The sequence below is a fragment of the Phenylobacterium sp. genome (assembly GCF_031412415.1).
Lineage (GTDB): Bacteria > Pseudomonadota > Alphaproteobacteria > Caulobacterales > Caulobacteraceae > Phenylobacterium.
In genome coordinates this window covers 1-22,673 of sequence record NZ_JANOCX010000158.1, presented here as the reverse complement: position 1 = coordinate 22,673, position 22,673 = coordinate 1, and the positions used below count along the sequence as shown (strand labels likewise).

Annotated in this window: 17 protein-coding genes; 3 read left to right on the top strand and 14 right to left on the bottom strand. The window is 66.9% G+C overall.

Translation table 11 applies throughout. From position 1 onward, the window contains the following. Positions 1–57 precede the first annotated feature (57 nt). Positions 58–1,221 (bottom strand): hypothetical protein, encoded by a 1,164-nt coding sequence (locus tag RMO04_RS07665; RefSeq protein ID WP_309644192.1) that lies wholly within the window; start codon positions 1,219–1,221, stop codon positions 58–60. 308 nt (positions 1,222–1,529) lie between these two features. Between RMO04_RS07665 and RMO04_RS07660 the strand changes: the two genes are divergently transcribed. Next, positions 1,530–2,771: an LLM class flavin-dependent oxidoreductase gene (locus RMO04_RS07660; RefSeq protein ID WP_309644191.1), complete on the top strand. Its 1,242-nt coding sequence runs from the start codon at positions 1,530–1,532 to the stop codon at positions 2,769–2,771. A gap of 116 nt (positions 2,772–2,887) precedes the next feature. Here the strand turns inward: RMO04_RS07660 and RMO04_RS07655 are convergent, their stop codons facing one another. From RMO04_RS07655 to RMO04_RS07635, 5 genes are all read right to left on the bottom strand, one after another. After that, positions 2,888–3,025: a hypothetical protein gene (locus tag RMO04_RS07655; protein ID WP_309644190.1), complete on the bottom strand. Its 138-nt coding sequence runs from the start codon at positions 3,023–3,025 to the stop codon at positions 2,888–2,890. A 157-nt stretch (positions 3,026–3,182) separates the two neighbouring features. Then, complete coding sequence (locus tag RMO04_RS07650; protein ID WP_309644189.1) at positions 3,183–3,647, bottom strand: Lrp/AsnC family transcriptional regulator; 465 nt, start codon at positions 3,645–3,647, stop codon at positions 3,183–3,185. Between the two features lie 285 nt (positions 3,648–3,932). Continuing rightward, on the bottom strand, positions 3,933–7,079 hold the full coding sequence (locus RMO04_RS07645; RefSeq protein ID WP_309644188.1) for a TonB-dependent receptor domain-containing protein: 3,147 nt from the start codon (positions 7,077–7,079) through the stop codon (positions 3,933–3,935). A gap of 280 nt (positions 7,080–7,359) precedes the next feature. Next, the gene (locus tag RMO04_RS07640; protein WP_309644187.1) at positions 7,360–7,710 is read right to left on the bottom strand and encodes a MarR family winged helix-turn-helix transcriptional regulator; all 351 of its coding nucleotides are present in this window, start codon (positions 7,708–7,710) and stop codon (positions 7,360–7,362) included. 4 nt (positions 7,711–7,714) lie between these two features. Then, on the bottom strand, positions 7,715–7,939 hold the full coding sequence (locus RMO04_RS07635) for a hypothetical protein (protein ID WP_309644186.1): 225 nt from the start codon (positions 7,937–7,939) through the stop codon (positions 7,715–7,717). 171 nt (positions 7,940–8,110) lie between these two features. Here RMO04_RS07635 and RMO04_RS07630 point away from each other — a divergent pair, with 171 nt between their 5' ends. After that, complete coding sequence (locus tag RMO04_RS07630) at positions 8,111–8,449, top strand: hypothetical protein (protein WP_309644185.1); 339 nt, start codon at positions 8,111–8,113, stop codon at positions 8,447–8,449. Between the two features lie 6 nt (positions 8,450–8,455). Here the strand turns inward: RMO04_RS07630 and RMO04_RS07625 are convergent, their stop codons facing one another. From RMO04_RS07625 to RMO04_RS07600, 6 genes are all read right to left on the bottom strand, one after another. Continuing rightward, a complete protein-coding gene (locus tag RMO04_RS07625) occupies positions 8,456–8,851 on the bottom strand; it encodes a DUF3703 domain-containing protein (protein WP_309644184.1) in 396 nt (131 codons plus the stop codon). Between the two features lie 142 nt (positions 8,852–8,993). Beyond that, on the bottom strand, positions 8,994–9,689 hold the full coding sequence (locus RMO04_RS07620) for a helix-turn-helix domain-containing protein (RefSeq protein WP_309644183.1): 696 nt from the start codon (positions 9,687–9,689) through the stop codon (positions 8,994–8,996). Between the two features lie 12 nt (positions 9,690–9,701). After that, on the bottom strand, positions 9,702–11,168 hold the full coding sequence (locus RMO04_RS07615; protein ID WP_309644182.1) for an amidohydrolase: 1,467 nt from the start codon (positions 11,166–11,168) through the stop codon (positions 9,702–9,704). A 79-nt stretch (positions 11,169–11,247) separates the two neighbouring features. Further along, positions 11,248–14,304 carry a TonB-dependent receptor domain-containing protein gene (locus tag RMO04_RS07610; protein WP_309644181.1) on the bottom strand — a complete coding sequence of 1,019 codons (3,057 nt, stop codon included), beginning with the start codon at positions 14,302–14,304 and terminating at the stop codon, positions 11,248–11,250. A 55-nt stretch (positions 14,305–14,359) separates the two neighbouring features. Beyond that, positions 14,360–16,141: an amidohydrolase family protein gene (locus RMO04_RS07605; RefSeq protein ID WP_309644180.1), complete on the bottom strand. Its 1,782-nt coding sequence runs from the start codon at positions 16,139–16,141 to the stop codon at positions 14,360–14,362. 243 nt (positions 16,142–16,384) lie between these two features. Beyond that, positions 16,385–18,472 carry an ATP-binding protein gene (locus RMO04_RS07600; protein ID WP_309644179.1) on the bottom strand — a complete coding sequence of 696 codons (2,088 nt, stop codon included), beginning with the start codon at positions 18,470–18,472 and terminating at the stop codon, positions 16,385–16,387. 219 nt (positions 18,473–18,691) lie between these two features. Between RMO04_RS07600 and sppA the strand changes: the two genes are divergently transcribed. Then, positions 18,692–20,464: a signal peptide peptidase SppA gene (gene sppA / locus RMO04_RS07595; RefSeq protein ID WP_309644178.1), complete on the top strand. Its 1,773-nt coding sequence runs from the start codon at positions 18,692–18,694 to the stop codon at positions 20,462–20,464. Here the strand turns inward: sppA and RMO04_RS07590 are convergent. Both RMO04_RS07590 and RMO04_RS07585 read right to left on the bottom strand, forming a co-directional pair. Next, complete coding sequence (locus RMO04_RS07590; RefSeq protein WP_309644177.1) at positions 20,461–21,486, bottom strand: retroviral-like aspartic protease family protein; 1,026 nt, start codon at positions 21,484–21,486, stop codon at positions 20,461–20,463. The genes sppA and RMO04_RS07590 overlap by 4 nt on opposite strands. 109 nt (positions 21,487–21,595) lie before the next feature. Continuing rightward, positions 21,596–22,673, bottom strand: a 1,078-nt coding sequence (locus RMO04_RS07585) for a TonB-dependent receptor domain-containing protein (protein WP_309644176.1), incomplete at its 5' end; no start/stop codon positions are given.

The window sequence follows — 22,673 nt, the reverse complement described above, 5'->3', positions numbered from 1 at the left end:
CGTCCTCGATCGCGTCGTCGGGAAAGGACGAGCTGAATTGTATTTCCGGTCGTAGCGTCACCAACCGCCCTCCTCGTTTTCTGGCACATACATGGCGGCGCCGGCGCCTGTGCCTAGGCCACCGACACGGGCTTTCAGAGGCGCCGGGCTGCCATGCCACAGGCGTCCTAGCTGGCCGTATCTGTCCAAGTCGACCTTCCCGCCGTGCCAGGCGCCGCCCCCCACACGGCCCGGTAGCCGAGCCACGCTAAATCGCGGATCGACCTTGTAGTGCAGTTCATAGAGATCTCCGCGGCTGATGCCGGGAGGAGCGAGCCGATTGAACGGGCCATCCATGTAGCTCTTGGGCAAGGCGCCTCCGCCGAACTCCTTCGGCAATCTCGCTCGCCTCGGAACGTAGTGGCTGCCCATGCCGGAGGCGGGATACGGTTCGGCGAGGTAGGCGGCGGCCTTCGGGCCGAACCCCTGCGCCATATACTTGGCGTCGTTACCGACGTTAGCTGCGCGCGACAGTCCTTTGACGCCCTTGGCCACCGGGCCGCCCACGACCAGCGAACCCACATCGAACAAAACCTCGCCCTGGTTCTGGCCGATGTCGAAGTTGCGGCGAAGCTCGCCCGCGAAGGTTGGAGCGACGGGCGTCGCATCCGGATTGAGGTCGCGGTTCCACTTGTGTCCCGCCTCCCTGAAGTCTTCCATGACGGCTTCAGGATCATCGAATCCCTTCCTCACGTATTCGGCGCCGGTTCGGGCGGCGTTCTCGACGGCTCGACCGAGCTTCTCCTCTGCAGATTGGCCTCGCGGACTCATCGCTCGGTCAAGTGGGTTGAGCAGCCGTGCAGCGAAGACCGCTCCATCCGCCAGACCTTCGACCGCGTGGACACCTCCCCTCACGACACCCGCGACATTTCCCGCCACGCGTGCAGCATTCACGGCCTTGGATCTCACGACCGGGTTCTGACCCGCATGCTGCAGAACCTTGTCGGCCTCGCTCCTAGCCCGCCGAGCCGCGTTGGACACCGCTTCCACAACGCGATCTGCCCTTTCCTGCAAGATTCTGCCGCCATGTCGCATGACATCGTCAGGTGACCTCAGCTTCAGATCATGTCCGGCGCGGATCGCCGACCCAAAGGCTTGGTGCGCAGCGGCTTCAGCCTCCCGGCCAAGCTGAGCAACGGCTTTTGTTCGCCGCTTCATGTAGTCCGCAATGCTCTCGCCCATGTCCTGGCCCCGACCGAATGGCCATCCTTCCGCTTAGTTGCTGATGCGCCTGGGCTGAAAGCCCACATCTTTCCAGCGCGCTAGCGTACTACATACCGTTTAGATTGTAAAGAACAAACCACGAACTATTCTTCCTTCAATGGCCTATCTCTCGTTGTGTATCCTCCAATTCACAACCCCTGGGATCGCGCCACTTACGACCGCCACGAGACGCATGTGCGGACGTCACCTCTTGCCAAACCCCGCCAGGAGCCGAGTGTAGGGCCAACGACGGCGCGCGGCGCCGCGACCCTGGGGAGGGACCCACGATGCGGTTCGGCGTCTTCTATGAGCATCAGCTTCCCAAGCCCTGGAACGAGGGCGATGAGGCGCGGCTGTTCCACCAGGCGCTGGAGCAGGTGGTGTTGGCCGACAAGCTGGGCTTCGACTACGCCTGGGAGGTCGAGCATCACTTCCTGGAGGAGTATTCTCACTCCTCGGCGCCCGAGGTGTTCCTGGCCGCCTGCGCGGCGCTGACCAAGACCATCCGGGTCGGCCATGGCATCCGTCAGGTGATCCCCAACTACAACCACCCCGCCCGCACGGCCGAGGGCCTGGCCACCCTGGACATCATCTCCAGCGGGCGGCTGGACTTCGGCGTCGGCGAGGGCGCCACGCGGCTGGAGCTGGGCGGCTTCGGCATCCCGGCCAAGGAGAAGCGGGCGCTGGCCCTGGAGGCCGCTGAGCAGATCGCGAACATGATGGTGATGGCCCCCTATCCCGGGTTCGAGGGCAAGGGCTTCTCCTTCCCGTGCCGCAACGTGGTGCCCAAGCCGATGCAGAAGCCGCACCCGCCCATGTGGATGGCCTGCACCAACCGCGACACCATCAAGGTCGCCGCCTCCAAGGGCCTGGGGGCGCTGGCCTTTTCCTTCATCGACCCGGACGAAGCCCGGGCCTGGGCCGAGATCTACTACGGCATCATCAAGTCCGATCAGTGCGTCCCCATCGGCCACAGCGTGAACGCCAACATCGCCATGGTCTCCAACTTCTCCGTCCATCACGACCGCGCCGAGGCCATCCGGCGGGGCCAGGAGGGATTTGAGTTCTTCGGCTATGCGGTGAACGCCCTGGTGGCCCACGACGCCATACCGGGTCGCTCGTCCCTGTTCGCGGACTTCCAGAAATCCCGCGCCAACAGCGACGACGAGATCATCGCCGCCCGGAGCATGGCCGAGCGCAACGCCAACGGCATCGGCACGCCTGACGATATCCGCGAGCACATCACGGCCTTCCAGGACGCCGGCGTCGACCAGGTGATCTTCATGCAGCAGGCCGGCCGCAATCGGCACGACCACATCTGTGAGTCCCTGGAGCTGTTCGCCGCCGAGGTGATGGGCGACTTCAAGGCGCAGGTCGCCGAGCGCGAGGGCCGCAAGGCCGAGGAGCTCGCGCCCTACATCGCCGCGGCCATGGCCCGCAAAACCTGGCTGGCTCCGCTCGAAGACCACGAGATCCCAGTCGTGCCGGCCTCGGTGGTCCGCGCGCAGATCAATGCTGTGAGCCGCTAGGCCTGCGGCGACCTGAGCCCGGTCAGTCGCTGGCCCGCACGAAACGCGCGACGCCATGAACGCTGTAGGCGTGCATGTCTCCCTCGGGCCATGCCATCAGGGTGGTGACAACAGGGTCATCGGGGTCGACGTCCCTCCACGGCGCCGTCTTCGCCCTCGGCCACGAGCTTGGCTTCGTAGTCCACGCATTCGCCGCGCCAGGTGATCTCGCCACCGGTCACGACGACTTCCAGCGTGGGATCATCCGCTTCCACCCATCTCCCCTGCATTTCGCCTGGAAACGGCTCTTCACGCCCCAATCGATCCAACTGCCTCTCCCATAGCCAAACCGAGATGGACTCATCTCGGCACCTACCGCCGTTAGCAGTCAAGAACAAAAACAGAACAAAAAGACTTTAGCTTGGCGGCGCGCTACAGCGGGATCTTCGTGCCGAACTTGACGCGTCGGCGGACGAAGATCGTCTCGTAGCGGCTGACCGAGGGGTGGTCGCCAACATGGGTGTCGGCGAAAGCGTTGAAGCTGTCGATGCCGTCGAACATGCCGATGCACATCAGCTCATAGGTTCCGGCGATCTCCATGATCACCTGCACCTGAGGCGACTTGCCCAGGAAGGCGCGGAACTCCGCCACCGCCTGCGGTTTCTGCTGGGCGAGCTGGATCAGCAGCACCACGGAGAGCTGCTCGCCCGCCACCTTCGGGTTGACCACCGAGACGTCGGCCGTGATCACCCCGCTGTTGCGGTAGTTGCGGATACGCCGCTGGATCGCAGACGGCGACAGCGGCACCCGATCGGCCAGATCGTGGGCTGTCATCTGATTGGAGTCCTGAAGTTCGGACAGGATCTGAAGATCCAGCCTATCGAGATGCGGCGTCATCCAACGCTCCGCGCCATGACCGGCTTCAGCATCGTCGCCAAGGCGATTGTCATGGCCATCCCTACGCGCTTCCTGAACGTTGGTAGGTGACCCGCTTCGACGCCTGTTCGCCAATTAAATCCTCGAAAGGTTTCGCCCGTTACTCGCGTAACGCGGGGGATACATAGTTCTAGTTGCGTGAATTCTGTTACGCCTGTGACGTTTCCTTGCTTTTTTGTAATCTACCAGGCACGCGAAAAGGGCGGCGAGTGACCTCGCCGCCCCTCCCGTGATGTCGCCGCTTGTCTAGAAGCGGAGCTTGATCTGCCCGAAGGCGCGACGGCCGATCACGTCATAGGTGGACGGGTCGGTGCCGGACTGGACGTTCGGGGCGTACAGGCGCGGCTGCTGGTCGGCCACGTTGTTGACGCCCAGCTTGATCTCCACGTTGTCGGTGATGCCCCAGGTCGCGTCCAGGTCGATGTAGTAGGTCGCCGGGACGTTGGCCGCGACGCCGGCGGTGCCGAGGAAGGTTTCCCCCTCGTACTGCCGGAACTGGCGGTTCTCCATCGCGTCGATGTAGCGGACCCGAGCGCCGAAGCTGAGCGCGTCGGTCGAGTAGCCCATCATGCCGACCTCACCGAGGTCCCAACGGGCGTTGAAGGTGGCCTTCCACTCGGGGAAGCTCGTGCCCAGGCCGGAGCCGAAGTAGGAGATCGTGCCGGTGAAGTCGACAGGCGGGAGACCGGTGCGGTCGGCCTGCTTGTACTCCAGCACGTGGGTCAGCAGCAGGTTGGTCTGGAACGAACCCATCCATTCCGGGGCGCCGATCCATTCCCAGTCGAAGCCGTAGTCGATCTGGAAGTCGAGGCCGGAGGTCTTGATGATCCCGCCGTTCTCGAATGGCCACGGCGTGTTGGGCACCGTGAGCGCGGCCGGGTTACGGATGGTCGAGTTGGTGAGGTTCCCGCCCGTGCGGTTGATGCCCGCGCAGTAGAGGTTGGTGTTGGAGTAGGTCGGGTTCGCGCCGTTGTAGTTGAAGCAGGACGAAATCGCCGTGTTGGTGTCGAAGATGATGATCGGGTCGGAAATCTCGATGTTGTAGTAGTCGATCGAACCGCGCAGGCGGCTCGTCCACTGGCCTTCCCACGGCGAGGAAAGCGCCAGGCCGACGGTGTAGGTGTCAGCTTTTTCCGGGTCGAGATCTAGGCTGCCCGAGATGTTGATATTGGCCTGCGAGCCCGGCGCGGTGGTGGCTCCGGCGGCGGGAACGCCCTGGGCGGCGCAGAGGCCGCGCAGGGTCCCGGGGCCGGTTCCGGAGGCCTTCCAGGCATTCGTGAACGCCGAGCAGGGGTCGAAGATCTGCGGGGCCGAGGCGGTGCCGACGAACAGTTCCTGGAAGTTCGGCTCCCGAACGGCGCGCTGATAGGAGGCGCGGATGCGCGCCCAATCGTTGGCCTTCCAGTTCAGTTCGGCCTTGTAGGTGGCCGAACCCCGCGACTCGCTGCGGCGGCCGGTAAGCAGGTCTTCGAACTGCGCCCAGGAGTACCGGAAGCCCAGGCCGACCTCGAGGCTCTCGATGTACGGCATGTCCTTGACCAGCGGGATGATCGTCTCGCCGAACAGGTCGTTGAACGCGCTGCTGCCGGACTCGGGCAGGCCGACCGTGAAGCCCGAGAAGGGACCCGGGTTGGACAGGAAGCGCAGGCTGTACTCCAGACCGCGATGCTCCACGCCGAGCACGAGCGGAACCGCGCCGGCCGGAAGCTCGAAGAGATCGCCGCTGATGAAGAACTGACCGATGGTCTGCTCGTACTGCTCGCGCCGGGTGACGGGAGAGTCCAACAGAGTGCGGCAGGCGCTGGCCAGGGGACGATCGCCGAAGAAGTTCTGATTGGCGCAGGCGCCGTTCGAGCCCGTGGGGTTCTGGGTGGGATGCGCCAGGATATCCGTCAGCAACTGAGTGTTGATGTTGCCGAACTGGGTGCGGTCGATCTCGGTCCGGCCTTGGCTGATATAGGCCTCGCCTTTCCAGTTTTCGCCGATCGGGAACTTCACCCCGCCCATGTACTGGACGACGGTGTTCTGGAACTGCGAGATCCGCGCGCCGAAGCCAAGCGGCCGGAAGGCGAATAGGAAGGGCTCGTTGGCGCCCGAGCCCACCAGCAGCGGATCGTCGCCCGTCCGCGCGTTCAGCAGGGTGCGCAGATCATTGGGAATGAACGGGTTGGTGACCGGCACCACGAGGTTCTGGCCGATTGTCTGGCCCGGCGTCACCAGGGCCGAGGCGACTTGCAGGTTCGTGGCCGTGCCGATGGCCGAGGTGGCGACGGTGGGAACCGGCGTCGGGGCCAGGGCCTGGTTGGCGGTGTACTCGGTCCAGCCGGCCTGGGCGAAGACCTCGACGCCGTTCTCGAACTCGTAGTTCAGCTTCGTCATGAACGAGTAGCGATCCAGGGGGAGCGTCAACAGGTTCGGAGCATCGAAGTTGTAGCTGTAGAAGTCCGGGAAGAACCGGGTGTTGACGTTGACGTCGACCGGGTACTTGAAGTTCTGGACGTTGAGGGTCGGGTTGTTACCCACCCCGCCGTAGAACAGCGTGCCGTCCAGGTTGAAGCCCAGCGAGCCCGAGCCGTTGCTCACGGCGCTCGGCGCCACGCCGTAGGTGGCGAACAGCGCCTGGACCGCCGACAGCGGAATGGCGTTGCCGCCATTATATCGAACGACGCCGGCCGGCGGGGTGCCGGTGGTGGAGGTGGCGAGGGCGGCGAACGGGCGCTGGCCCTTGGTCACCGGCTCGCGGTAGCTGCGGTCGAAGCCGAAGATCGCATTGCCCTTGCCGTCGGCGAAGTTGCCGCCGAGCACCGCCGAGAACTGGAATTCCTTGGCGTCCTGATAGTCGGTGGAGTCGGTGTAGCCCGCCCGGAAGTCCAGGCCCTCGAAGTTCGACTTGAGCTTCAGGTTCACCACGCCGGCCACGGCGTCGGCGCCGTAGGTCGCGCCCGCGCCGCCGGAGATGACCTCGATGCTGCCGATCATCGCCTGAGGAATGGTGTTGATGTCCACCGTGACCGTGTTGGCCGAGATCATCGGCCGGCGGCCGTCCACCAGGACCAGGTTACGGTTGGAGCCCAGGCCGCGCAGGTCGACGTTGGCCTGTCCGGCGTTGCCGGGGTTGTTGGAGGTGGTCGTTCCCGCGGGGCTCACCTGCGGCAGGGTGTTCAAGTAGGTGTCGAGGGTGATGTCGGCATTGGCCGTCGCCTGCTCGCCGGTCACCGTCGTGATCGGGCTGGCGGCCACGAAGTCCTGGCGGACGATACGCGAACCGGTGACCACGACCTCGGCGATTTCCTCGTCCTGCGCGTAGGCCGCGGTTGACGCGAACGCCGCGAACGCCGCGCCACAGATCATGGAAGACGCCAGCAAGCGCTCCCGCATGGATTTGGTTTTCAAGTCTGAATCCTCCAGCGGCTCGCCCGTCCCAAGAAGGTCGAAAGCGAAAGCCGCACCCCGCAAAAATTGCCGAACACAGGTATGTCCGGTTACGGGTGAGTTACGCGGTAAGGCAAAAATGGGTCAACAGTCGCGGAGTCATGTTGGTCGATATACTTATCTTTGTCGCGAGTTTGCAACATTCTGTTGTTTTGAACATTATAGTAATATTGATTTCATGTGTGCAATTACATGAGGCGGATTATGCGCGGCGCGGGCGAAGCGTGAAGTGGCAGCGCGCCTAGCGCGCGATGGCGATGGCCTGGCTGATGATCTCATCCAGCCGGGCGCGCATGGCCCGGCCCTCGGCCGTCAGGTGCAGGACCCGGCCGCGTCCGTCGTTTGGATTTAGGAAGGCCTCGACCAGGCCGCAGGCCGGCGGCCGCGCCCACTCCGAGTCGGGCGGTCCGAAGGAGCGGATGCTGCGCGAGGCCGTCGGCTCGGTCATCCGGCTGACATAGGCCAGCTCCTGGACGCTCAGGCCCTCGTTCTCGCAGGTGTAGAGGAAGCTGACGATCTCATTGACCGTGATGGTCGGGTTGAGCGTCTTGAACAGCGACAGGGCCTCGAGCAGGGAGTCGCGCGGACGCACGGTCTCAGCGCTCGGCGTAGTCGTTCAGGCGCCCTGTGCCCAGGCCGGGCGGACGGGCGCGGACCACCGGTGTCGGACGACGCTGCCGGCGCTCGCGCATGGCCAGGGTGGCCTCAGGATAGGAGGCGCGGACCAGCTTCAGCATGTCCTCAAGCTTCTTCTGATGGTCGGCGGCCTCGACGAAATCCTCGACGTTCAGCTCGACCGAGATCTGTCCCCAGAGCTTCACGAAATCCTCCAATGCCATTGCGCGGTGGATGCAAATTGTAGTCGGCGCCGCATGCATTTTTGGCGCGTTCCGCGGCCGTCCGACGCGGCCTCGCGGATTTTTGCATCCCTAGATCGCACGCCGCCCGCGTCGGAACCGGTGCAATGGTGGGCGATCTGGAAGGAGTACGATGTGCGTCGTCGAAGCGCGACTCTGGAGGGCCTGGAGTTAATGCGCGAAGCCGCGCCGACCCTCAGCCTCGCCCAGATCATCACCTTCCTGCACGTCGCCGACGAGGACGAGTCGGTCCCCATGATCGACCTGCAACGGCGCACCGCCACTAGCGCGGTCCAGGCCTGGCGCAACGTCCAAGCCCTCACGACCCTGGGGCTCGTCCGGGTCGGACGCTGGAAGATGGGCTCCATCACCGCGGTCGAGCTCAGCTCGGCCGGCCAGGATCTCGCCGCGCGGCTCGACGCCACGATCCACGGCTCCAGCCCCATCGCCGCCCCGGCCAGCGTGGCGACCTGAACGATCTTAGGGTGTCTTGTCGCCGCCGCACAAAGCCACGAGGTCCGCCGGTGGCTCCATGGACTTGATCGAGGAAACCCGCGCCCGGCCAGTGTTGCCGTCGGGTAGCCAGCCCGCGATCGAGAACAGGCCGCCGGCGGCGAGCCGCAACACCTGACCGGCCACTTCGCGCCAGTCGCCGACGGATAGGCCGAGGCGCAGCATCATCCAGTGGGTCCAGCTATGCGCCCCGGGCCAGGGCTGGCCCAGGATGTGGGCGCGCTCCAAATGATGCATCGCCGCGTCAGCGTCACGGCGATCAATGGCTTCGCGCGCAAGCTCGGCCTCGCGATGATAGGCCGCGAGGCGTTCCGGTGTGCGGCGCTTGGCAGGGGGGCGCCAGCGGTGCTGCTTGTCATCCATGCCTCAGCATGCGGGGGCCGAGCGCGCGACGCTTGAACGTAGCGGCTAGAGCGTGATCGGCTTCGGCAGGTCCGTAGCCGCGCCCTGGGTCCTTGCCGCGCCATCTGGCGATGAACCGATGTCCGCTTCGCCGGAAAGCGGACTAGCTGACGATCTGCCGCGCCGTTACGCCGAGCATGGCGCGCACGGTCCGCGCCATGTGGGCGCTGTCGGCGAAGCCCGCGGTGTGCGCCGCCGAGGTCGCGGCCTCGCCGGCGGCCATCGCCGTGAAGGCGCGCATCAACCGCCGCCAGAGCACATAGCGCCGAAACGGCAGTCCCATGTCCGCGACGAAGACGTGGCGGTAGCGCTCCGTCGACAGCCCCGCGGCGTCCGCCGCGCCTTGGATCCGCACCGGGCCCACGGCGAGATCCTGATCGATCCGACGCAGCGATCGGGTGATGGCCTCGCCGGGCGCGGCCAGGGGCGCGACACCTCCTGTCAAGAGCCAACGCCAGAAACGCATCGAGGGGCGCGCGGCTTCCAGGAGCACCACGCTAGATAGTTCAAGGTCGAGCGCCGCGATCTCAGCCCGCGCATCCTGGCCCAGCCTGGTCGATTCGATCAGCAGGACATCGGCGTGCGGCGCGGCGCCCAGCCGGTGTTCCACCAGGGGATCTATGAGAATCCGCCGACCCCTGAAAACCCGCCCCTGCCCATCCTCGATCTCGATATCCGACTCGGCGAGAACCGCCTGGGCTGCGAGGTGGCGATGGGCGGCGTTGTCGCCGACCCCACCTCGCCAGCGCGCCCAGCGATCGCCGACAATCAACTCGCCGCGCCAGGCCTCGCCGACCACCGCTTGGCCCCCTTACTCCGCGCCGGAGGGATTGCGGCGGTAATCCAGCGGCGGAGGACGATCGCCGACCATGGCCTTGTAGGCGAAGTCGGGGCCGCGCTTTTCCTCAAGCTCCGCATGGGCCTTGGTCAGCAATTCCGGCGAGCGGAACAGGGTCGCGCCGGCCAGGGCCAGGGTCTTGGCGGCCACCACCGCGCCCTTGCTGCCGATGCTTGTGCCGCCGGCCGCCACAGCCTGCCAGCTATGGGCCGGGGTGCCCGGCACCCAGGTCGCGGCCCCCATGCCCGCGGTCGGCGTCACCCAGCTCACGTCGGCCACATCGGTCGAGCCGCCGCCGCCGCCGCCGATGCTGTAGGGCTGGATCTCGCCAACGCTGCTCAGCTTAGCCTTGTTGGCTGGAAGCTGCTTTGCCATGGCCTCGCCGAACGCCGTCTCCTTGGCGTCCCAGGTGATGCCGCCGACCTGGCGCAAGGCGCTGTCCATCACCCGGCCCAGGGTGTCGTTGGGCAGCATATTGTAGACCCCGCCGGTCTGCTCGAAGGCGACCTTTGTGTCGGTGGCCAGCGCCGCGCCTTCGGCGGCCTTCTGGATGCGGCCCACCACGTCACGCACGATCTGCGGATCGGTGTGACGGACGTAGTAGTAGACCTCGGCCTTGTCCGGCACGACGTTGGGGGCCTTGCCGCCGTCGGTGACGACGTAGTGGATGCGGGTCCCGTCGGGAACATGCTCGCGCAGCATGTTGACCGCGACGTTCATGACCTCGACGCCATCAAGGGCCGAGCGACCGCGCCAGGGCGCCGCCGAGGCGTGGGCCGAGGCGCCGGTGAAGCGGAACTTGCCGCTGACATTGGCCAGCGAAACGCTCTGAGAGGCGCTGTTCTCGCTGGAGGGGTGCCAGTGCAGGGTGGCGGTGACGTCCTTGAACAGCCCGGCGCGGACCATGTAGACCTTGCCCGAGCCGCCCTCCTCGGCCGGCGCGCCGTAGACGCGGATTTCGCCCGAGATCTTATTGGCGACCATCCACTCCTTGAGCGTCTGGGCGGCGGCCACCGAGGCCGCGCCGAACAGGTGGTGGCCGCAGGCATGGCCGGCCGCCTGCCCCGCTATGGGCGACTGCATGGGCTCGGCGGTCTGGGCCAGGCCCGGCAGGGCGTCGAACTCGGCCAGGATGGCGATGACGGGACCCGGCCCGGTCTTGAAGCTGGCGACGAAGGCGGTGGGCATGCCGGCGACGCCGGCCTCGACCGTGAAGCCCGCTTTCTTCAACTCGCCCTGCAGCAGGGTCGAGCTCTTGGTCTCCTGGTAGCCGACCTCGGCGAAGTCCCAGATCTGATGGGCCACCTGGGCGGTGCGCGGCGCGCTCTTGTCCACCGAACCGAGGATGGCGGTCCGCTCGGCCGGCGTCAGCTCCGCGGCGTGGGCCAGCCCACCGACCAGGGCCAGGACCAAGCCAATACCCATCGCATGCCGACCCATCAGCCCATCTCCCGAATGCCCGGCGCGATGAAACGAGAGTCGGAGGCGCGCGCGCCGGTCGCGCGCCTCCGACTGAGGTCTAGAACGTCTTCCGGACGCTCACGTACCAGTAGCGGCTATAGGGCTGGTAGAGTTCGCCCAGGAAGCCGTCGGTTTCCAGTGGCGGCTTCTCATTGGTCAGGTTGCGCACGCCGATGCGCAGGCGGGTGTTTTCCGCCAACCCTTGAGTGAACTCATACTGGCCGTAGAGGTTGGCGGTGAGCTGGCTCTCGACCACCCAGGGATCGCCCGTGGCGTCGATCAGGGCGGTGTCCTGCACATCGCCGATGTACTGGGTGAAGGCCCCGATCTGGATCTGTTCGTAGCGCCATGTCGCCGAGGCCGACCACTTCCACTCCGGACGGCCGTTCTGGCGAATCAGGTCGCCACCCCCGGTGATGGTGGTGCCGGCGTTGATCTGACCGGCGGCCCGCGCCGCCAGCAGGGCGGCGATCTCGGGCGACGGCGAGCGGTAGAACTTCACCAGCTTGGCGGCGTTGAAGTTGACGTTGAAGTTACCCCAGCTTTCGGTACGCAGGTCCCAGATCACCCCGATGTCGACGCCTCGCGCTTCCTGCGGCAGCAGGTTGCGGTACTGGTCCTTCACGAACAGGACGGCGCCGACCGGAGCCAGGCCGGTGCCGGCGAAGGCCGCGATGTCATCGGCGGTCGGCGCGGCACGGATCACGTCGGGATTGGTCCCGCCGCTGAGACGCGCCAGGTAGTCGGCGGTCAGGCCGTTGCCTTCGCCGAACAGGCCGACGATGCCCTCCTGCTTCACACGCCAGGCGTCGACGGTGAAGGTGAAGTCACCGTACTCGACGGGGACGAACTTCGGCTGGAAGACCACGCCGCCGCCCCAGGTCTCCGATTCTTCCGGCTTCAGGTCCGGGTTGCCGGCGCGCTGGGCGCTGGTCGTGCCGGAACGCGAGCAGGCCGAGAAGCTGGCGATACGGCCGGCGCGAAGGTCGGCTTCGCAGCGAATCCAGTCGGTGCGCGTGTTGGAACGGGTCACCAGGGTGGCATTCACCTGCTCCAGGTTCGGAGCCTTGAAGCCCTGAGCCCAGGATGCGCGCAGGCGCAGGCCGTCGATCAGGTCCCAGGCGACGGCGACCTTGGGTTTGGCAACGTCGCCGGCGTCACTGAAGTCCTCATAGCGACCCGCGAGCTGCATCTCGAGGTTCCGCACCAGCGGGATTTCCATCTCGGGCGAGACCAGCGGCACGGCCAGCTCGGCGTAGGCCGACATGACATTGCGCGAGCCCTTGGTGTCGGGCGACGGACTGGAGCCGATCAGGTCGCCGACATAGGCCTGGCCCGTCACCGAGTCGGTGAAGTTGATCGTGCCGTCGACGCGACCGTCGCGGTCATCCTTCTGGGTCTCGCGGCGGTACTCGACGCCCGCGGCGAAGCCGACATCCCCACCCGGCAGGGCGAACAGGTCGACCTTGGAAACCTTGAAGTCGGCCAGGGACAGTGAGCTGGTGTTCTTGCGCACCGTCTTGATGCGGATGGCGTCGCGCGCGGCCTGGCTGCTGGGCGTGTCGTCGCCGATGCTGGGGTTGGTCAGACTGCCGCCGTTGAAGGGGTTGTATGCGTCCGGCGTGGACAGGCCGAGCTGGCGCTGCAGCAGGGTGGCGCTGATGCCGTCGGAGACGTCCTCGACCTCGGCCCGGGAATAGAGCAACGCGCTCTCCCAGCGGAAGCCCATGACCTCGCCCTTCAGCCCGCCCAGCAGGCGCAGCTGCGAGTTCTCCACGTCGACCTGGTTGGCGCCGACATCGGCGAACAGGTAGGTGCGGATGGTGACCGGCAGACCGGCGGCCGGCACGTTCAGATTCGGCAGGCGGTTCGGATTGATCTGGCCATTGGCGAAGACCGTCGGGCCGAAGGGGTTGTAGTAGCTGGACGCCGGCGCGGTGACCGGGGTCGCGGCCAGTGTGCCGGTCGGCGCCTGGAGGCTCTTGGTCGTGGCTGTGTAGTAGCCGACCTCCCCAAACGCCTTGAGGTTCTCGGTCAAGTCATAGCGCCCGGTCAGGAAGACGTTGATCCGTTCCAGTTCGGGCATGACCGTGGTGTTGTTGCTGCGCGCCGGATCGTAGCGCAGTTCGCGATCCGCCGCGGCGGTCGCGGGCGTGCCGTCGTCCAGGCAGTAGCCGGCGCCGAAAGGAACCTGGCAGCCCGCGAACGACGTCGGTTGCGGGTGGAACGCGCCGGCCGCGGTCGTGATCGCTGTCGTGCCTTGGCGGACCGTGCCGAACGAGGCCGGTGTCTGCAGCGAGGCCCAGGGCAAGGCGGTCAGTCGGCCGTCGGGCACGGAGGCCGTCGCGAAGCGGGTTCCGGCGAACAGCGGCCGCTTGTCGGACGATGCGGTGTAGTCCTGGTCGGCGGCGTTCAGCGCCGTGCGATCGGTGTAGTTCAGGAACAGGCTGACATTGCCTCGACCGTCCTGGAAGTTTTGGCCGAGTTGGGCGTTGAACTCGAACTCGCGCAGCTTGGTGCCCTCGGCCGCGCCGTACTGGGCGTCCACCGTGATCCCGTCAAAGTCGTCCTGCAGCACGGTGTTGACCACGCCGGCCACGGCGTCCGAACCATAGAGCGCCGCGGCGCCGTCGCGCAGGACTTCCAGCCGCTTCAGCCCGCTCACCGGGATGGCGTTGGTGTTGTAGGTCAGCACCGGGACCAGGTTCTCGTCGGCGCGGCTGGAGGGGTGGGCGACCACGCGGCGGCCGTTGAGCAGCACCAGGGTGTTGCCGACGCCCAGATTGCGCAGGTTGACCGAGCCCACATCGCCCCGGGCGCTGTTGCTGGAATTCGGCAAATAGCTGGAGTTGAAGCTGACGTCGCCCATCTGGGGGATCGAGCGGAACAGGTCGTCGCCCGAAGTCGCGGCGATGGCGTCGAGCTGTTCTGCGCCAACCACCGTCACCGGAACCGCGGCGGTCACCTTCGCCCCGGCGATCTGCGAGCCGACCACCACCAGCTCCTCGACTTCGCTCTCATCGGCGGTCTGGGCCCAGGCCTGGCCGGCGAACGCGACGGCGGCCAACGCCGTGGTGGCGAGCATGGCGCGACGCCATGAGACGACAGATTTCATGATTTCAATCCCCACTAGAAGTTCAGCCCCCGGACGCCAGGCGTCCGACCTCGGCTCAGTAAAAAGTCACGTTGTCGATTTCCAACCAGAGCTTCTGGCCAGGGGCGCGGCTGCCGGCGAACTCGACCTCAAGCAGATCGTCACCGCGCCAGGGGCCGGTACCCGCCCCGCGGCCTGCCGCACGCTTCAACGCGCTGAACGGAATCTCGAGCGTCCGCCAGTCGTCGCCGGCCGAGACCTCGGTCCGCCAGGCGCCATTGGTGGTGTTGATGTCGAAGTCGTAGGCCCCGGCGCCGCGCAGCTCGAACCGCACGCCCTTGAAGGCCCGCGCGTCCACGGGCTCCACCGACCCGCGGGTGAGCGGGATGATCACGCCGGCTGAGGGATCGTCCTTGGCGGCCATCCGCGCGGCCAGGCTGAGCGCGCCGCCGCCGCCGGCCCGCTGGATGACCTGGGCCACCTGCACCGTGCGGTCGATGCCGCCGTCCATGTCGTTCAGCCGCAGGGTGTCGAGGCTGGAGCGGCCGTCGGCGCGCTCGAAGTCGTCGATCAGGGCGGCGACCTTGATCGCGGGCATGGCCGTCTGGCTGTTGGCGGCCGGCGCCTTGAAGCCCCGGCCGTGGACCAGGGCGCCATCGACGAACACCGCGTCGGTCTTGCGCACGTCGGCGATGTCGGTCCAGGGCGCGCCGGACACCAGCACCAGGTCGGCGCGCTTGCCGGCCTCGATGGTGCCGCGGTCGGAGATTTCGCCTAGGGCGCGGGCGGCGTTGGACGTGCCGGCCATCAGCGCCTGGGTGGGCGTCAGGCCCGCCTGCACCAGTAACTCCATCTCGCGCAGGGTCGAGACGCCATGCGGCGTGCCGGGCATGCCCGCGTCAGTGCCCAGCACCACATTGACGCCCGCGTCGCTCAACGCCTTCACGTTGGTGAGCGCGAAGGCGAACTTAGCGATCGACTGGCGCCGGGCGGGGGTGTCGGGCTGCGCGCGACCGGTCTTGTCGGGATCGTAGACCGCCAGCGTCGGCGCGTAGGCCGTGCCGGCCGCCTTGAGCATCGCCACGGTCTCGGCGTCGATCGGCTGGTCCTGCAGGCTGTGGGCGATGATGTCGACCTTGGCGCGCGCCGCGATCCGGCCGCGCTCGATGGTGACCGTGTGGGTCAGGACCTTGATGTCGTTCTTGTGGGCCTCGTCCACCAGGGCCGAGAGCGTGCCCTGGTCCATGCTGGTGTTGTCGGCCGAGACTCCGTAGCGCCAGCCGTCCGTGAACGCCTTGATGAAATCAGGCTTGTAGGGGACTAGCGCCTTCACCTCGGTGCGCGCGTCCTGCGGACTGCTCAGCCACTTGGTGGTCGCCTCATCGGCCCAGTCGGCGCCGTGGCCGCCCGGCGTGCTCATCCGCGCCACGAAGTTCACGTGCGGCGCGGCCAGGGTTCCCAGCCAGCGACGGCGGGGCGCGAAGGACTCAGGCTGCTGATGGAAGTCGTTCACGGTCGTGACGCCGGCGGCGATGTAGGCGTTGGCGATGGCCGGCGTGACCTTCGGCTCGCCGCCGGGGGTCCAATGGGTATGGACGTCGAAGAAGCCGGGCAGCAGGGCCTTGCCCCTGGCGTCTATCACCTTCGCGCCCTTGGGAACGCGGGCCTTGGGGCCGACCGCGACGATGCGGCCGTCGCGAATGATGACATTGGCCGGACGGGGCGCGGCGCCCGTGGCGTCGAAAACGGTGGCGCCAACGATCGCTGTCGCCCGTGACTCGGCGGCGGAAGCCCCGCTCGCCAGGGCCGCCAGTCCGGCCGCGATCCACAAGCCAGCCGTGCGCCGGCCACGTCCCATTAAGCTCAAGCTCGACCCCGCCACGCTCGGCGGTGTCGGGTGAATTTCGCCCAGAGCCGCCCCTCGAACCCCCAACTACGGTCCGACGACGAATTGAATCCATACTTATCGGCGTTCAGAAACCCCGGGGCGCGAATTTCGACCGAGTTTCGCGTCGCTGTGTCCCTGCGGCTCAGTGTTGATCGGACGATCTCAACCCCAGGTCGTCTCGAACCGAGACGGCGTTCGGCGAGCGCGACTCGCCTAGACCGCCCGAGCGGAGTCGTCGTCGAGATACGCGAAGGTCGACACCGTCGCCGCGGCGATGGCGCCGATCATCGCCGACGGATCGATCGGCTTGCCGACCAGGCCCTGGAAGCCCAGCACCTCCATTTGCGCGTCGCTCATGTCCTCGACGTCGGCGGTGAAGGCCAGGATCGGCGTGGACCGGTTCGGACCGCCGCCCTGGCGGATGCGCCGCACGGCGCCGGGTCCGTCCAGTTCAGGCATCCGCATGTCCATCAGGATCACGTCATAGGGGCGTCGCGCGGCAAGTTCGGCGGCCTCCGCGCCATTCTGGGCCTCGGTCACCTCCGCGCCGACCCCCGCCAGGAACAGGCGCGCCAGCTCGCGGTTGGCTGGATGATCGTCGGCCACCAGCACCCGCACTCCCAGGAAGCTCAGTCGCTCGCGCACCTCGGCCTCGGTCTGCGACACCGCGCCGGTCGCCCGCGCGGAGGGGATGTAGAACGAGAAGCAACTTCCCTTGCCGACCTGGCTGCTCACCGAGATTTCGCCGCCCATGGCTTCCACGAGACCCTTGCAGATCGCCAAGCCCAGACCCGTGCCGCCATGGGCGCGGGTCAGGGAGCCGTCGACCTGCGAGAACCGCTGGAACAGCAGGGTGAGCTTCTCGGGCGCCACCCCAGCGCCGGTGTCGATGACATCGACCATCAAGCGCTCGGCCGCGGCGTCGAACCGGGCGCGCAAGGTCACCTGTCCGGACTGAGTGAACTTCACGGCGTTGCCAACCAGGTTCAGCAACACCTGCCGCACCCGGTCGGGATCGAGCATCAGCATGAGGTCGGCGGGGGCGTCGCACGCCAACTCCAGACCGATGTCCTTGGCGCCGGCCTGAGGCGTGAACAGATCCAGGGCGCCGCGGCTGAGCTTGAGCAGGGAAACCGGCTCGGGTTGAATGCTCACCTGTCCGGCTTCCAGCTTCGAGAAGTCCAGGATGTCGTTCACCGTGCATAGCAGCGCGCGGCTCGCGTCGCCCACCCGGTCGATATAGGTCCGGGTCAGATCGGTCAGGTCCGCCTGCTCGGCGGCCAGTTGGGTGAACCCGACGATACTGGTCAGCGGGGTGCGCAGCTCGTGGCTCATATTGGCCATGAATTCCGACTTCACCGCCGCCGCCGCCTCGGCCTCCAGGCGCGCGGCCTGTAGCTCGGTTTCCAGCACCTTGCGGACGGTGATGTCCCGGATGATGTCGGTCATGCCGATCATCTCACCGGTTGCCGGATCGATCACGAGACCCGGCTTGGACTCCAGCCAGATCTTCGTTCCATCGGCCCGGCGGGAGCGGTACTCCACCGGCCAGGGCGTGATCGCGCCACGCGAGGCGATAACCGCCTCGCACATGGACCGCAGCTTCGGCCCGTCCTCGGGGTGCATGAGGTCGTAGGACGTCCGGCCGACCATCGCCTCGGGCGACACGCCGGTGACGGCCAAGGCGGCGGGCGACATGTAGGTGATCGTGCCGTCCAGCAGCGTCTCAGCGATGATGTCCGGCGCGTTGTCCGCCAGCCGGCGATAGCGCAACTCGCTCTGCGCGAGGGCCGCTTCCACCACCGATTGCCGCTCGCGGGCCAGGCGCAGCTCCAACTGGTCGACCACGATGTCGGCCAGCGTACGAAGCCGTCCGAGATCGGCGTCAGATGGACGCTCGCGTGGCTTCGTATCGAGGACGCAGAGGGTGCCCAGGCAAAGGCCGCCCGGCGTGACGAGGGTCGCCCCGGCGTAGAAGCGGATCTCGGGTCCGCCGCGCACCAACGGGTTGGCGACGAAGCGGGCGTCGGCGGTGGCGTCTTCGACCACCAGGGTCGCGCGGGGACCCATCTCCATGGCCTGGCTGCAGAAGGCCCATGCCCGGGGCGTCTCGGGGTCGCTGACTCCGAGGCGGGACTTGAACCATTGGCGCCGGTCGTCCAGCAGCGAGATCAGAGCCATGGGCGCGTCGAGGAGCTCGGCGGCCAGGCCGGTCAGCCGATCGAAGGCCTCCTCCGGCGCAGTGTCCAGAATCCCGTAGGATCGGAGCGCCTGCAGCCGCGCCCCTTCGGTGTCGCTCATCACTTCCTCTGACCGCCCGCGCATGGAGCGATGAGACCCGATCCTGGTTACCGAGCCGGCCAACAGGCCCTGAGGCATTTCGTCGCCCGGCTCCGCCGCCAGGGCCGCGATCCCAGCACGCCAGGGAAGCCGAAAACCACCCGCGAACGATAAGCCCTTCATTTGACCGCCCGACGCGCCGATATAGCGTGGTGACGGACGTCCATTGCGCGGGATCACATGAAGCAATTCCTCATCACCACGGCCGGTGTGTTCGCGGGCCTGGTGCTCTTCCTTGTCGGGGTTCCCTTCCTGCTGATCGTGATGGCCATGGGCGCGGCCCAGCCGGCGCCGATCCCCTCCCATGCGGTGCTGCAGCTCGACCTGCGCGATCCCATGACCGATCAGGATCCAGTCAATCCGTTCGCCACCTTTGGGCGTCGCTCGATGTCGGTCATGTCGGTGATCGAGACCCTCGATCGCGCGGGCAAGGACGGCAAGGTGAAGGGCGTATTGGTCCGCCTGCCGGAGGGCGGCATGGAGCCGGCCGCCGCCGACGAGATCCGCTTGGCGATCAAGAAGTTCCGCGCCACCGGCAAGTCGGTGATCGCCCACAGCCAGGGCCTCTACCCCTCCGGCGTGGTCTCCTCGACCTACATGCTGGGATCGTCCGCCGACGAACTGTGGATGCAGCCCGGAGCTTCGTTCCAGGTGGTGGGCCTGGCCGGCGAGGACATCTTCTTCAAGCGGGCGTTCGAGAAGTACGGGATCAAGCCCCAGTACGAGCAGCGCCACGAGTACAAGAACGCCGTCAATCCCTACCTCTACAGCGATTACACCGCGCCGCACCGGGAGAGCACCCTGTCCTGGATGGGCTCGGTCTATTCCACTGGACTCGCCACCGCCGCGGCCGATCGCAAGGTCGAGCCAGGCCTCCTGCGCCGCTCCATCGAGGCCGGTCCTTACCTCGCCGAAGACGCCGTCAAGCTGCGCCTGATCGACAAGGTGGGCCAGGTCAAGGAAGCCGAGATCGCAGCACTCGCCAAGGCGGGCAAGGGCGCCGAGCTGGTCGCCTTCGAGAAGTATATGCGCGGCAACGACCAGGAGCCCGGGACCGGGCCGGTCATCGCCGTGATCGAGGGCGAGGGCGCCATCGTCACCGGTCACGATGGCGCGGCAAATCCGTTCGCGGGGGGCTCGTCGATGCACTCCGACGACATCTCCGAGGCGCTGTACGACGCCATCGAGGACAAGGACGTCAAGGCGATCGTCTTCCGCGTTTCCTCACCCGGCGGGTCCGACACCGCCTCGGAACAGATTCTCGCCGCGGTGCGGGCGGCCAAGGCGGCCAAGAAGCCGGTGGTGGTCTCCATGGGCACCTACGCGGCCTCGGGCGGTTACTGGGTCTCCAGCCAGGCCTCGGCCATCGTCGCCCAGCCCACGACGCTCACGGGGTCCATCGGCGTGTTCGGCGGCAAGTTCGCGCTGGCCGAGGCGCTGAGCCGCTTCGGCGTCGACGTCCGGCAGGTCGGGGTCGGCGGAGAGTATGCCGGGGCCTTCGGCATGGGTTCGGAATTCACACCGGCTCAGCGCGCCGCCTTCGCCGGTTGGATGGACCGCATCTACGCCAACTTCATCGCGCGGGTCGCCGAAGGCCGGAACCTGTCCCCGGAACGGGCCGGAGAGCTCGCCAAGGGCCGGGTCTGGACAGGCGCCCAGGCGCGCGACCTGGGCCTCGTCGACGAGATCGGCGGCTTCTATCAGGCGGTGGATAAGGCCAAGGGCTTGGCCGGCTTGAAGGGCGAGGTGCGGCTGAAGCGCATGACCACGACCGTGTCGGCCTTCGAGGCGCTGGAGAGCGCGCTCGGCGTCTCGGCCACTTCGGTCCGCACCCTGGCCGCCGCCGCCTGGATCCTGGGCGACCCCCGCGCCAAGGGGCTGATGGACGAGATGGCCGCGGAGCGTCTACGCGGCTCCGGCGCCATGGTCCTGGCGCCGACGCCGGTGAACTAGCCTGGACGACGAAGCGTCCGCGCGGGCGTTCGGAAGAGCACGCGGCGATTGGCGAAGTCGAGTTCGATCGCCTCGAAGTGACGCATGACGTCGATCCCCACCAATAGGGCGGGGCGGTCGTTCAGCTCCCAGAGCTTGAAGATGTGCAGATCGGCGAACACTGCCGAAAGATTGCCGATGCTGAGACCGCCCATGCGCAGGGACGGCACCGAGGAGAACTCGCCGCGCGCCCGCTGGCCGGTGGCGCTGATCAGTTCGACGACCGAGACCTGCGTCGACAGTCCGAGCGCCGACCGAAGCTGCGATTGAAGTCTCAGGTTGCCGACGGTGTTCTGGGACCCGGAATCCAGGAACGCCGTCACCGGCACGCCGCCCAGGTCGGCGTCGATGATGATCAATTGGCCAAAACGATAGCGCGCCGGGACAATGACGACATTGCTCTCGGCCGCGAGGTCGGCGCGCGCATCGCGCAGACGCCCGTCGGCGACGTTCTGCTGCACTCGCGTCTCGCCATCGTCAGCCTTACTGACCGTCAGAACGTTGCGCCGGAAGTCGATGGCCACGCGCCGGTTCTTGAGAACATCCACCCCCATCAGTCCGTCCGCGCCCAGACGCGCCCGCTGCAGGGTCGGCGCGCGCAGGCGTCGGGAGGTCACCCGGCCGACGTCCAGCTTGTTGATCAGGGCGGTCCCCGACGACTCGACACCGGCGATGCCGTTGATCTGAGCCCGGCCCGCCGACGGCAGCGACAAGGCCGCGGCCAGCTCCGTGGAGATCACCGTGCGATTGGCGCCCGTATCGACCACGAAGTCGAAAGGGCCTTGATCGTTGATCATCACCGGCGCCGTCACGCGCTTGGCCGCATCGGCCGACGAACTCAGCTCGGCGGTGTCGGCCGGTCCGGGCGCCTGGTTGGCCAGGTTCACCAGAATGGGCGGGCCCTTGCGCGGCTCGCGAACGGCGCATCCGGCCACGACCATACTGGAGGCGATCACCGTCGCCGCGCGCCTGCGATTCCACATGACGACCACTCACGCCGCCTCCCCGGCCGAAGGCATGACATGCGTCGCGACAAACAAAAAGGGGCGGCGGATTTCTCCGCCGCCCCCTTCAGACTTGTAACCCGGCTTCTTAGAAGCGGAGCTTCAGTTGACCGAACAAGCGGCGGCCGACGACGTCATAGCTCGACGGATCGGTGCCCGACTGAACGTTCGGGGCATAGAGGCGCGGCTGCTGGTCGGCCACGTTGTTGACGCCGATCTTCAGCTCGACGTTGTCGGTGATGCCCCAGCTGGCGTCCAGGTCGATGTAGTAGGTCGCCGGAACGTTGGAGGAGACACCGGCGGTGCCGAGGAAGGTTTCGCCGGGATACTGGCGGAACTGGCGGTTTTCCATGGCGTCGAGGTAGCGGATACGAGCGCCGAAGCTGAGGGCTTCGGTTTCGTAGCCCATCATCCCGACCTTACCGAGGTTGAACCGGGTGTTGAAGGTCGCCTTCCATTCCGGGAAGCTCGTGCCGAGGCCGGCGCCGAAGTAGGAGATCGTGCCGGTGAAGTCGACCGGGGGCAGATCGGAACGGTCAGCTTGCTTGTACTCGAGCACGTGGGTCAGCAGCAGGTTGGCCTGGACCGAACCCATCCACTCCGGAGCGCCCAGCCATTCCCAATCGAAGCCGTACTCGATTTGGAAGTCGAGGCCGGAGGTCTTGATCAGACCGCCGTTGACCGTCGGCCATTCACCATTCGCCGGGTCGCCCGGGTTGTTGATCGTGGCGTTGGTCAGGTTGCCGCCCGTACGGGTGATGCCCGCGCAGTAGATGTTGGTGTTCGAGTAGGTGCTGTTGGTGCCGAAGTAGTTGAAGCAGGCCGCGATGGCCGTGTTGGTGTCGAAGGTCAGGATCGGGTCGGAGATCTCGATGTTGTAGTAGTCGATCGAACCGCGCAGACGGCTCGTCCACTGACCGTCCCAAGGCGAGGACAGAACGAGACCGGCGGTGTAGGTGTCGGCTTGTTCCGGATCGAGGTCGATGTTGCCCGACAGGAAGATGTTGGCCTGCGAACCGGGCGCGGTGGTCGCGCCGGCCGGGCCAACGCCCTGGGCCGCGCAAAGGCCGCGCAGGGTGCCGGCGCCGGTGCCGGAAGCTTTCCAAGCCGTGGTGAAGGCCGAGCAGGGGTCGAAGATCTGCGGAGCCGAGGCGCTGCCGGCGAAC

Coding starts and splice junctions, on each gene's coding strand:
- RMO04_RS07665 (WP_309644192.1), bottom strand. CDS start 1,221: ATGGGCGAGAGCATTGCGGACTACATGAAGCGGCGAACAAAAGCCGTT.
- RMO04_RS07660 (WP_309644191.1), top strand. CDS start 1,530: ATGCGGTTCGGCGTCTTCTATGAGCATCAGCTTCCCAAGCCCTGGAAC.
- RMO04_RS07650 (WP_309644189.1), bottom strand. CDS start 3,647: ATGACGCCGCATCTCGATAGGCTGGATCTTCAGATCCTGTCCGAACTT.
- RMO04_RS07625 (WP_309644184.1), bottom strand. CDS start 8,851: ATGGATGACAAGCAGCACCGCTGGCGCCCCCCTGCCAAGCGCCGCACA.
- RMO04_RS07615 (WP_309644182.1), bottom strand. CDS start 11,168: ATGGGTCGGCATGCGATGGGTATTGGCTTGGTCCTGGCCCTGGTCGGT.
- RMO04_RS07610 (WP_309644181.1), bottom strand. CDS start 14,304: ATGAAATCTGTCGTCTCATGGCGTCGCGCCATGCTCGCCACCACGGCG.
- RMO04_RS07605 (WP_309644180.1), bottom strand. CDS start 16,141: ATGGGACGTGGCCGGCGCACGGCTGGCTTGTGGATCGCGGCCGGACTG.
- RMO04_RS07600 (WP_309644179.1), bottom strand. CDS start 18,472: ATGAGCGACACCGAAGGGGCGCGGCTGCAGGCGCTCCGATCCTACGGG.
- sppA (WP_309644178.1), top strand. CDS start 18,692: ATGAAGCAATTCCTCATCACCACGGCCGGTGTGTTCGCGGGCCTGGTG.
- RMO04_RS07590 (WP_309644177.1), bottom strand. CDS start 21,486: ATGTGGAATCGCAGGCGCGCGGCGACGGTGATCGCCTCCAGTATGGTC.